The sequence below is a fragment of the Bacillus sp. 05T22 genome, assembly GCF_056396765.1.
In genome coordinates, this window is the sequence record NZ_JBFTMC010000135.1 from 1 (window position 1) to 10,607 (window position 10,607).

The 10,607-nt window shown below is 32.9% G+C and carries 10 protein-coding genes and 2 pseudogenes; 10 read left to right on the top strand and 2 right to left on the bottom strand.

Features of this window, described 5'->3' with window-relative positions:
• Positions 1 to 246 precede the first annotated feature (246 nt).
• Positions 247 to 855: a DUF3967 domain-containing protein gene (locus AC1DIT_RS24810; RefSeq protein ID WP_016132513.1), complete on the top strand. Its 609-nt coding sequence runs from the start codon at positions 247 to 249 to the stop codon at positions 853 to 855.
• A 194-nt stretch (positions 856 to 1,049) separates the two neighbouring features.
• A pseudogene (locus AC1DIT_RS24815) lies at positions 1,050 to 1,157 on the top strand (ATPase); the annotation flags it as partial.
• Positions 1,158 to 1,629: 472 nt separating this feature from the next.
• On the opposite strand, the gene AC1DIT_RS24820 reads toward AC1DIT_RS24815, so the two are convergent.
• Positions 1,630 to 2,388 carry a CsxC family protein gene (locus AC1DIT_RS24820; RefSeq protein WP_016113401.1) on the bottom strand — a complete coding sequence of 253 codons (759 nt, stop codon included), beginning with the start codon at positions 2,386 to 2,388 and terminating at the stop codon, positions 1,630 to 1,632.
• A 344-nt stretch (positions 2,389 to 2,732) separates the two neighbouring features.
• On the opposite strand from AC1DIT_RS24820, the pseudogene AC1DIT_RS24825 reads away from it, so the two are divergent.
• The 3 genes and pseudogenes from AC1DIT_RS24825 to AC1DIT_RS24835 all read left to right on the top strand — a co-directional run.
• Positions 2,733 to 3,043, top strand: a pseudogene (locus AC1DIT_RS24825) (DUF3967 domain-containing protein); the annotation flags it as partial.
• Positions 3,044 to 3,282: 239 nt separating this feature from the next.
• Complete coding sequence (locus AC1DIT_RS24830; protein WP_016133375.1) at positions 3,283 to 3,792, top strand: hypothetical protein; 510 nt, start codon at positions 3,283 to 3,285, stop codon at positions 3,790 to 3,792.
• Between the two features lie 460 nt (positions 3,793 to 4,252).
• Positions 4,253 to 4,471 (top strand): hypothetical protein, encoded by a 219-nt coding sequence (locus AC1DIT_RS24835; RefSeq protein ID WP_016113391.1) that lies wholly within the window; start codon positions 4,253 to 4,255, stop codon positions 4,469 to 4,471.
• 771 nt (positions 4,472 to 5,242) lie between these two features.
• Here AC1DIT_RS24835 and AC1DIT_RS24840 read toward each other — a convergent pair.
• Positions 5,243 to 5,629: a hypothetical protein gene (locus tag AC1DIT_RS24840; RefSeq protein WP_016117065.1), complete on the bottom strand. Its 387-nt coding sequence runs from the start codon at positions 5,627 to 5,629 to the stop codon at positions 5,243 to 5,245.
• Between the two features lie 624 nt (positions 5,630 to 6,253).
• Between AC1DIT_RS24840 and AC1DIT_RS24845 the strand changes: the two genes are divergently transcribed.
• The 5 genes from AC1DIT_RS24845 (at position 6,254) to AC1DIT_RS24865 (ending at position 10,410) form a co-directional block, all read left to right on the top strand.
• Positions 6,254 to 7,738: a plasmid recombination protein gene (locus tag AC1DIT_RS24845; protein ID WP_016133374.1), complete on the top strand. Its 1,485-nt coding sequence runs from the start codon at positions 6,254 to 6,256 to the stop codon at positions 7,736 to 7,738.
• A gap of 221 nt (positions 7,739 to 7,959) precedes the next feature.
• Positions 7,960 to 8,637 (top strand): hypothetical protein, encoded by a 678-nt coding sequence (locus tag AC1DIT_RS24850; RefSeq protein WP_016117067.1) that lies wholly within the window; start codon positions 7,960 to 7,962, stop codon positions 8,635 to 8,637.
• A gap of 673 nt (positions 8,638 to 9,310) precedes the next feature.
• Positions 9,311 to 9,460, top strand: coding sequence for a hypothetical protein (locus AC1DIT_RS24855; RefSeq protein ID WP_016117061.1), 150 nt, complete (start codon positions 9,311 to 9,313; stop codon positions 9,458 to 9,460).
• A gap of 467 nt (positions 9,461 to 9,927) precedes the next feature.
• Positions 9,928 to 10,128 carry a cold-shock protein gene (locus AC1DIT_RS24860; protein ID WP_002130770.1) on the top strand — a complete coding sequence of 67 codons (201 nt, stop codon included), beginning with the start codon at positions 9,928 to 9,930 and terminating at the stop codon, positions 10,126 to 10,128.
• Positions 10,129 to 10,227: 99 nt separating this feature from the next.
• Positions 10,228 to 10,410 (top strand): hypothetical protein, encoded by a 183-nt coding sequence (locus tag AC1DIT_RS24865; RefSeq protein WP_033670952.1) that lies wholly within the window; start codon positions 10,228 to 10,230, stop codon positions 10,408 to 10,410.
• Positions 10,411 to 10,607: the final 197 nt, after the last annotated feature.

Consider the following 10,607-nt stretch of genomic DNA (forward strand, 5'->3'; position numbering starts at 1 on the left):
GTTTGCCTGGTTCTTTTTTTCTTCGTTTATGCATGATTTTATACATGGTTGGTATAGCAAGGATTCTAGGGATCCCCGCTATTTCGTTTTTTCTCTTTTCTTGCATAAAATCTTGTATAAATTAAAAAAAGATTTTGATGCTGTTATCGTGAAGTAACGAGTCTCTAAATTTAAACTTAATATGTGAATTATTAGGAAAAAGGGTATATCATTGCTATAGCGAATATATTTTTGAGGTGAAACGCTATGAAGACGCTTTATAATCCTAGTGACGTGGTTGAGCAATTAGGTATCCAATCATCTACATTACGTAAGTATGCAGACGTGTTAGAAAAAGAGGGTTACACTTTTATAAAAAACGAGCGTGGGCATAGGAAATATAGAGAAAGTGATGTAATGGTATTCCGTAAGGTTATAAATCTAAAGAATGACACAGATATGACACTAGAAAATGCCACAAAGCAAATTGTATCATGGCATCAAGGTGTTGAAGTGTTGCCATTGGATCGACATGAAGTTGAGCGCTATGAAGAACCGGATTTCAACGCTACAACGCTACAGAGGATGATTCAAGATCAAAAAGAAGTCATTGAAAAACAAAATGAGTTGCTCCAGGAATTAACCAAACGACTAACTGAGCAAGACCAGCGATTCATACAAAAAGAATCAGAGTTATTGAGCGCTATACAAACGATACAGGAATCCCAGGCACTTATAGCGATGAATACTAGCGAAGATATGGCGAAGAACCAGGGCCGTGATGAGATGCTCATGCAAACAATAAGGGAAGTCCAGGAAGTTAAGAAGATGATTGCAGCAAGTAAAGATAAGAAATGGTATGAGTTTTGGAAATAATCTTTTGAAATTTGATTAATTATCTCTCTCCTTCTCTGAAAATACAGGGAAATAAATCCAATGCTTACGGTATAATTTTCAATGTTATATGGGGACAGAGAACATTGTTTAAATTAAGATTACGCCTGAAGAACTAGAATTGGTTGCTAAAAGGCAGGATAATTTAAGAGAGAGTGTTGAGTTGGGGATGATAAATTGAAATTGTTCCTAATCAAAACGGTGGCATATACAGTGTTTATGGAGTAACTGCTCAGGGTGTTATTATTACTGCACAACGAGTTTTGAATACAGAATTAACGTAGATTCTTTAGTAATTAAATAAAGGGGATTGGTTACCTTTATTTAATTGCTGAAAATCATAGATTATAGAACATTAATAGTTAATGTTTATTATATTGTAAAAAAGTATTGCTATTTTTGTAAGCGCTTACTATAATAAAGGTACAAGGATTCACAAAATCTTAATATAAGAATAAAGGAGGAAATAACATGGAAATCGCAATGGCAGTTTTAAAATTTGTAGGTGGAATAATTCCATTCGTACAAGAACTTTTAAAAGCATTTATGTAAGTTTTTTATTCAGCAATTATTTATAAAAATTATCATACAAATGATCTGTATATCAAAGATGAATTGATGTGTAGATCATTTGTGTGAACAATCTTTAAATAAGAAAGGAGAATCCCCAAAAAAATATGGGATTCTCCTTTTTTTAGTGCATGAAATGTTGCAAAATAACTGACTTGATTTAAGAATATTAATGAGAATTTTTAATTAGCAGCTAGATTGTCCAGTTGATCCACCAATTCTTACTTGTTGAGTTTGTAATACTTTCAAAGTAAGATCAAGAACGATTTTTTCACGTAAGTGGTCAAATGTTTTTTCATGATGTTTACCACATGATTCTTCATGATGTTTATCATGATCATTATCACATGGTGAGAAGTCAAGCTCATAAAATTCTGCACTAATTATTTCACAAAATGGTTGTTCATTATAGAAAACATTATTTTCAAAGAAGAATTTGTCTAGACGAGGAACATCAGTGTTTTTTGGATTAATAAAACGAGCTTTATTTTCTGAAGAAAAAGCTATGATTGGGTTAGAAGAAAAGTCATTTCGAGTTAAGTCAGCAAAACCAGAGAATCGAACCTTTGCAATTTTATCATGAATCACGCCATTGCAGTCTTTAGCAGCATATTCAATATTTTTACGAATAAAACCTTCTACAAATAATTTTGCTCTTGTTACTCGTAAATACCCTGTTCCATCAATTGGTTCATATTCAACAGGTACTAGTTTACATTGTTGTAAAAATACATCTTTTAATACTCTTTTAATTTCTACTGCTGGTGGACAAAGTGGGATATTTGCTTCTACTACAATTTGAAGTGTTCTTTCTGCTAATACAACTGGAATTTTAACTATTGGATTTCTTGTAAGAAGAGGCGTTGCTGGAGTATCACTGAACGGAATTTGTGTTTCTGCTTTAACCTTACAATCTTTATTGTGATCGTGTTTGTTTTCACTCAATTAAAAAACCTCCATTTATTTTTGTTTTTTGAGTGTTTTCATACCTACTTTAATATGGTATTTAATATATCTATTTGTGTGTGGGCTTGTATAATAGTTACTTTTCTCATTTTGAAATAAGAAAAACTAAATTAGATTACTTAAAATTCATTGCACTATATTGAATAGGACAGCATATATTATAGTGTGGATCGAGCGTCGGACACTTGTTTTACACTTATATATAATTAAATAAATCTCCCATAACAAGAAAAGGAACCTACTAGTAGGTTCCTTTTCTTGTTATGGGGGTAGAAGAAGCAATCGTACTGTGAAGTGAAAAGCAACTTACAGAAAATGTAACTATGGCTCAAACTTATTGGGGATCTGAGGTAGCCAAGAACTTAGGGATTGGCTCAAGTACTTTGGGTAAATATTGCTTTGCTCTGGAAGAAGCCGGATATCCTTTCGAGCAGGGTAACAATAACTCGAGAGTTTTTTTCATAAAGACGTAGCAACTATAGAACGGATGATATCAGCTGTGAACAAGAAGAGTATAACGTTAGAACAGGCTATAAACCTAGTGATATCAAGCGTTGAAGAAAATGAGGTAGCAACTGTTGCTACAGATAGCGTAGCAGATACAGAACAGAAGAAATCACTTTGGAATCGTCTGTTTGGTAAATAAATTATAATTGAATGATGGAAAGAAAAGCTCGCTTCTTATTTGAAACAAGATAAGCGAGCTTTTTTGGATACTATCGATAATGAGACGTTATGTTAATTTTACATGTATATGATATATATTATTGTTTTCCTTTGGACAAGTATAGACAAGTAGAGACAAGTATACAAGAAAAACAAGCTCGTTTTACATTTAATATATTAAATTCAAACAAAGGAGCTTGATTACTTATGTCATCAAAAAATAGATTGCATTTCAATCCTTGTGAGTTTCCACTTCCTATTCAGGGATCTTCAGGATCAACACCACAATCAGCATTCAGGGCTGTTAGGGATGTTACTAATGCTTCTATACCTGTTCCTGCAGACACCGATGTACAAGTTTTATATCCGAATGAACAATATGATCTAATAAATGAACATAGTACTTTTACTTCCACATTTATTCCAGAAACAAAAGGTATATACTCTATTATTGCAAGTGTTCAATTTAGTCCTGTTACTTTCACCAATCCTTATAGAGTGCAAATAGCCATCAGAGTAAACAATACTGACGTATCCCGAGATAATGATTTCTTTAGTATAATCCCATTTGACAATGATGTATCTGTTTCTACTAACATTCAGTTAAATGCTGGAGATCAAGTACAGGTATTTGTGCAAAGTTCTGTAGCTGGTGAAATCGTTTCAGATCCTGCAACTACACACTTTGAAGCTACTAGATTTCCATCTCCAACATAATAAAACAAGTTTATTTTCTTAACTTCCGATAACATTGATTATGTGAATGAAAAGTCCCTTCAGAAGATGAAGGGACTTTTCTAGGTTTCTAGATACATGGACTGCTTGCTGATAAGTGGTATTATGTAAATCTAGCATGAATATAGTATATATCGTTATTTCCTTGTTTCTTTATTCTTTATATTTGCATGCTAAACATGTTTGTATCCTATATTGATACAAGCAATTATATATACCCTATCTATTATAGTACATAAATCAATAATGCAGGTATTGTAGTACATTGTAATGAGAGAGGAGTATGTTTTATGGAATTACGCCCTCCGAAGAAAACTATGTATGAAAATATACCACAACCCAAAATACTATCTCTTTGGAATATAGGCTATTAAACAAGCTCTTCTTGTATTTAAACATAGAATAGAATGAATTCTATATTTCTAGAAGGGAGTGTTTTTAAATGTTTAATAATCATGATAAATGCGTATGTGATCAGTTAGCGGTTTTACAATTAGGTACAGAAGTAGATATTTTTTTAAGTGGGAATACAATCGAAGATGTTATTTTTGTTAATTTCAATCCAGAAAATTTTTGTGCAACTTTTGTAGATAATGAAACAGAACCAGGAACTGTAATTGTTTTAGATTGTCGAGATATTTTAGCACTTCGAATTGAATAATTAGATAGAAAAAAAGAGCTTTTTTAAAAGCTCTTTTTTTATTTTTATAACTAAAAATAAAAAGATTATTCTTAGTTAATTGTGATTATACTAATGAAATTTTATGGAGATGAAAATCTAGCTGCTTCAAAATGTGTTCCTTCGTTATTTAAAATAGTCATATTTCCTCCGCTAATAATTGTCCATATTTGAACTTTATCCCTTTTATTTAATTGTAGAATAGTACTTACTCTTACTGCATGAGGTCGTCTAACTAATTTTGGTACGAAATAGTGATCTTCTTTAACAATATCGATACCATTTACACGTATTAACATGGTTGTAGTGCGAGGATTATCAAAAGGAATATTAGCAAGAAATGCTGCACCTGCAGTAATAGCATATACTCCTTTTCTTCTAGGAACAAAGGTTGAATCGGATATATTATACTCATCTTTTAAATCAAACTGTTTAGTTTCATACGTAATCTGTTGAATTTGTGTTGTAAGTACATTCTGATTAAATGCTTTTACAGCTCTAAATGCGGATGGTCTAATTAATTGTAGTAAAGCTACTATAGGATTACCCCCTTTTACATTAACTTATGAATTATGTGAAAAGAGTGATTGGACCAGAGGTTTTGCTTTGATTTGAATGTATACTTTTCTAGTAGTTTTTGAGGAAAATGGGTAAGTTGCGATAAAGTCAATGTTTAAAGGGAAATGAATGTAAACAAATAATAAAAAGTTTACATTCACTTTTTTGTATGAACTTTGAGGTCTAATCAATTTATTAAATGAAATTTTGAGGAAAACATTCACGAACACCAGAATTTCTCAATGAGTTAAATAAAGCTGCAGTGATGATTAATATAACATTGGTATCCGTTCCATTTTCTAAATCATAGATTGCCCAGTATGCATTATCAATTGTAAAAATACATTTTCGTTCTAATTTAAATCCAGGTGGTACAGTTGGAAGTGTAGTAACTGGTACACACACGTCTGTATCTCCTTCATCTCTGATAAAATCGAAAGTTTGCTCGTCAATTTCATAGATATTAACTGGATCAATCTCCACACCTTTATCTGGAACTGTAATTTCATCTTCAACTAATAGGAAAAAGCGTTCGTTTCGAAAATTGAAAAGACATCTCGCACCAATTTCAAATGTTGCCATTTTATATGCGCCTCCTTAGCAACTTTTTTATAGATTTAAAGTCGCTTCTACATAATATGCTAGAGTAATAGATTTGGTTAGGGCATGTCCCTGCGTAAAATATTTTATGGTGATTTTTTAAGGTATTCTAAAATAAACGAATATGTAAAAGTCTACATTCGTTTTTATTTTTTATATTCGATAATGGGCAATCCATATTGATCAGTCATAGAGGGTTGGAAAAATCTTATTGGAAATAACTATATATTGCGTCTGTCAACGGTAAGCGGAACGGAGTGAGCATTAAGGAGTTGACTGATTCACCTGTTCCAAAACCCTCTTGTGGTTGTCAAACGGTACCCGTTTGACCCTGCCTACCGGCGAGGGAGCCCCCTCAAAAAATGAGGGGGTTGGGGGAGTTTGTTAGACGGGGTCTGGGGAAGATTTCCCCAGTGGGTTTGGGCAAAGCCCAAGGTTTGTTTTTGCCATGCTGGACATGGCTCGGCAAAGCCGAAAAGCGTCGCAGACCCCTATTGATTTTGATACAAAGTGTCAAAATACCTATAGGGTTACTCTAATTGACTCCATTTCATCGCTTTGCTAGACTTATGGTATCAATTAATCTAGGGAAAGTGGTGGCACTTTATGTTGGGTTCTATCTCATTTAATCAATCTCACCAAAGTTCATTGAGTCACAATAACAGAGAAAATATTCATGGGAATCCTGGCATAGATCCAGCCAGGTTACACGAGAATATTTACTTTGTTCAAAAGGACATCCGAAGTGTGTACAAGGATATCTTTCAAGAAGCGGTGGACAAGTATAACGAGAAACAAAAACGGAATGACCGTAAGATTGATGACTACTATGACAAAATACATAAAGACGATAAGACGCATGAGCAACGAGAACTCGTTGTAGCGATTGGGGAAGGCAAAGACGACCCAAAGTATAGGGAGACCAAAAAGGAGGCGCTGAAGCACTATGCTGAGGCGTTTCAGGAGCGAAATCCAAATTTAGTAGTTTATAACATGGTTTTACATGATGATGAAGCCAATCCGCATTTACATATTAACTATGTACCGAATTTCGAAAGTAGTCGAGGATTAACGAGGCGTGTCGGAATGGATAGAGCCTTGCAACAACAAGGTGTACAAGGAACAGGGAGAAAGTTAATTGCGCATTGGAGAGAATTAGAAACGGCTTATATTGAGCAATTAGCGAAAGAATACATTCCAAATTTTGAACGTGCCAATGTAGGTTCACATAAATACATGAAAGTCCGTCAATACAAGGAATATGCAGAAACAAAATCACTTGTTGAGAATCAAGTACAAGAAAAAGAAACGCAGTTACAAACGATTGATCATCATTTAAAAAGTGTTGAAGAGAAAACAAATGAATTACAAGTAGCAAAAAAGAGTTTGGAAAGTGATGTCGTTGATAAGTACAAAGAATTTGAGATAGTGAAACAACAAGTAGAGAGTGAAAGTGAAAAGCTGCAGCTAATTGGCCTGCGTCATGTAGAGTTAGAAAAAAGAGTAAAACAAATGCAAAAAGAATTAGATAGTGTTGCGGATCAAGTACCAAATGAACCTGTTAAAATTCCATTTTTGCGTAAAGAAGTAATAACAGAAGTGCAGGATAAAGTGTTTGGAAAAGCTGAAATCACGAAGAAACAAACAAGAAATTATGTGTTATCACCAGAACAATATCAAGAATTAACAAAACAAGTGAATGCAGCGGTTACTATCAAAAAAGATTATGGGCGTTTGAAAACAACAGATTTTGTGAAAGAAAATGAGAGTTTACGAGCAGATAATAAATATTTAGAAGAAACAATAGAGGGTAATAATCTTGCTTTAAATCATTCTTATAAACAAAATCGTGAATTGAGAGAAGAAAATAAAGAATTACACACTGAAATAAGCCGGTTAAAAGCTCATGTAAGGGGTTTGAGGGAAAATATAAGAGTTTTATACAACTTGTCAAAAAAAGTTCTTGGAGAGCAATTTAAGGCGTTTAGAGATCTTGTTAAAAATGAATTGAGTAGCCAGGGAATAGATAATCAATTTGAACGTGAACATAAGAAAAAAATTAATAAACATCGAGGGTTTGACGTGGAATGATAAAAAAAATGGGGAAACTTTGTTTTTATCTTCAAGGTTATTGAAAACGTGATAGAATGAAAAAAAGAGCCATGCTGGAACATGACTCTTTTCATAGGGTATTCTACGAAAATACCTAAACTTCATTTATCTGATTATAGATTATCATAATTTGATTTATAATCAAATAGCAAATTATAGGTATTTTTGTTGATTCCCTTAATTTAGAGGAGGAATTAACAATGAATGAAGAATTGGGACAAGCTTTAAATCAAGCTGATAGAAATGCTAGAAATAGAGATTTTGAGAAAGATGGAAAACAAAGAGATCAAGCTGAAGAACTTAAAAAATCTCTTTTACAACAGTTAAAAGAACTAACTGGAGAAGACCATTATGTTGGAACTAATAAAGATCCATTTGCTGGAGAACCATTTAATCAAGTAATGCATAGAAATTTAGATTTATTGAATAGTATTGGTTATTTAACTCAAGCAGAAGAAAGTTTTTTATTTAGAATTCAAGCTTATTTGGAATTTAGAAGTAATGTCATTATTTGTAGAGATGATAAATTTAAAAGGAAACGAAAGAGCGTTGAGGACGATTTTGAGTTACCAAAAGCGGCAACTGTTTCTGAAATTGCTGAAATGATAGGGAAATCAAGGCAAAAAACATCAACTGTTATGAATTCATTAAAGAAAAAAGAAATTTTACTTAATCCAGAAGGTGCAGGACAAATTATTGAAAATGGTCGCACTGTAAGTCCTAGAACATGGGTAGTGAATCCTTACATAATGATTTGTGCACCTCGAAAAAATGAAGTGAAACTTGATAGATTAACTATGAGATTGTTTCAACATTCTTTGAAAAATCTTAAAGACCAAAATGGTAAAAAAGTAAAATTACCGGCTAGATTTTTTTAGACTGTATCAAATTGATACAGTCTTTTTTTATATGTACTTTAAAGTATTTATGTAATTTTTTAGGTGTCACGAAAAGGTGACAAAAAACAAAAAAGTGTCACCTTTTCGTGACACCCTGAAAAGTGCATTAAACCCAGTTATATCAAGGGATTTACACGCTTTTTGTAAATCCTCTCTATTATCACTATTACTAAGGGCTAAAAGTTCCGCAAGGAACAGGTAGTATTTTTTGAGAAACCCACTCAAAAAATCTCCACCTTTTCCGCTTCGCTCCATCCTTGCAAAACTTTTTTCGGCTGGTGTGCTTTTCTCGCCAAGCCGACAGACAAAAAGCAAAGCAATGGTTCTCGACTTGAGCAAGCAATTATACGAGCCGAACCGCTTAGATCATTCGTCTTAAGATAGTTCTTATTCAAAAAATAGATACGTAATACGTGGGGTTTCGCCCCCACACGACGAGCCAGCACTCTAGCCAAAAAGCAAATTTCAAACCAAACGGCCAGAATAAAACTACATTAAGTAAAAAAATAATAAGCTGTCCATATGGACAGCTTATTTACATAATTTTTGTTGTAGGAAACTAATAAAGTAATAAGGTTTACTTCAGTAAAATAAGGTATATTATATTTGTTGAATAGATTCTCTTTAAAGACAAGAAAAGTAGGTGAACAAAGTGGGAAAATATCAATTAGATTACAAAAGTCAGGTAGCTGTGACAAAGTTTCATGAAAAACAGACGCCTGCTAAATTTGATAAAAAGCAGCAAATTGAAAAATTGCGTGCGGAGTATTTGAAAAAGAAACAAAAACAAGCAGATAAATAAATTGTGAAAAATGCTATGAATATTTATTTATAGAGAGTTAACATAAAGTCCTATTATCGGGATTCAATGTATTTAGAAGACTATTAAAAGTCCTCCAGATTGTTTAACTGGAGGACTTTTGTGTTCACATAATTACCGTTATCAGAAGTAAAATTTAACTCGAAAATAGCTAATTTTATCAGTTGTTGAATGTCTGAAAAAATCAAACCAATGATATTGTCGAGATCCTTTGGCAACTTCTTGTTGTGATGACTATCATAGTGACTTTTTCTCCAGCAACCACTATTAGTGGCTAATTACCATAAGGACTTATTTTTGAAATTTGCTATTTTTTAGAAAGTATGTTAATTTAAGAAAGACCTATTTTTGTTCGGTTTGAGATTAAGAATAAATTTTGTTTTTCGTCTAAGGTATTTGAGCAAGGGTAGTAACATATGTGTGGGTATCCACACTAGGAGGCAACAATTATGGAACAAGGTAAAGTGAAATGGTTTAATGCAGACAAAGGTTTTGGATTCATCGAGCGTGAAGGTGGAGAAGACGTATTCGTACATTTCTCAGCTATCCAAATCGACGGTTACAAATCTTTAGACGAAGGACAAAGTGTAACGTTTGAAGTGGAAAAAGGACAACGTGGCCCACAAGCTACTAATGTTCAAAAAGCTTAATATTAGTTCATGAAAGACCCTCTTGTAGGGTCTTTTTTTGATTTTGTTATAATATTCCGAATACAACTTTTTAAGGGGATTTGGGGTGTTTAACTTTTAATGAAAAAGAAGATCTTAGAAATCATAATTTTAGCATTATGGGCTTTTTCTTTTAGTTATCTTGCAATTATATTAGGAATACCAAAAAACGGATTATATATAGTCGTAGAATTTCCAATCTTATTTGTTGGTGGACTTTTGATTGTGCATCTATTTCAAAATAAGAATGAAAATGGAAAATAACTTTGTTTGATTGTATATCTCATACACATCTAGTTAACATAACGTCCTATTATCGGTAGCAAGGAACCAGGCGGCGCCTTACTCTCTCAAGGGGTTTGCCTGGTTCTTTTTTTCTTCGTTTATGCATGATTTTATACATGGTTGGTATAGCAAGGATTCTAGGGATCCCCGCTATTTCGTTTTTTCTCTTTTCTTGC

What these genes read in the sequence shown, in the direction of transcription:
- AC1DIT_RS24860 (WP_002130770.1), top strand. Translation starts at nt 9,928, where the DNA reads ATGGAACAAGGTAAAGTGAAATGGTTTAATGCAGACAAAGGTTTTGGA.
- AC1DIT_RS24865 (WP_033670952.1), top strand. Translation starts at nt 10,228, where the DNA reads ATGAAAAAGAAGATCTTAGAAATCATAATTTTAGCATTATGGGCTTTT.
- AC1DIT_RS24830 (WP_016133375.1), top strand. Translation starts at nt 3,283, where the DNA reads ATGTCATCAAAAAATAGATTGCATTTCAATCCTTGTGAGTTTCCACTT.
- AC1DIT_RS24850 (WP_016117067.1), top strand. Translation starts at nt 7,960, where the DNA reads ATGAATGAAGAATTGGGACAAGCTTTAAATCAAGCTGATAGAAATGCT.
- AC1DIT_RS24835 (WP_016113391.1), top strand. Translation starts at nt 4,253, where the DNA reads ATGTTTAATAATCATGATAAATGCGTATGTGATCAGTTAGCGGTTTTA.
- AC1DIT_RS24845 (WP_016133374.1), top strand. Translation starts at nt 6,254, where the DNA reads ATGTTGGGTTCTATCTCATTTAATCAATCTCACCAAAGTTCATTGAGT.
- AC1DIT_RS24840 (WP_016117065.1), bottom strand. Translation starts at nt 5,629, where the DNA reads ATGGCAACATTTGAAATTGGTGCGAGATGTCTTTTCAATTTTCGAAAC.
- AC1DIT_RS24810 (WP_016132513.1), top strand. Translation starts at nt 247, where the DNA reads ATGAAGACGCTTTATAATCCTAGTGACGTGGTTGAGCAATTAGGTATC.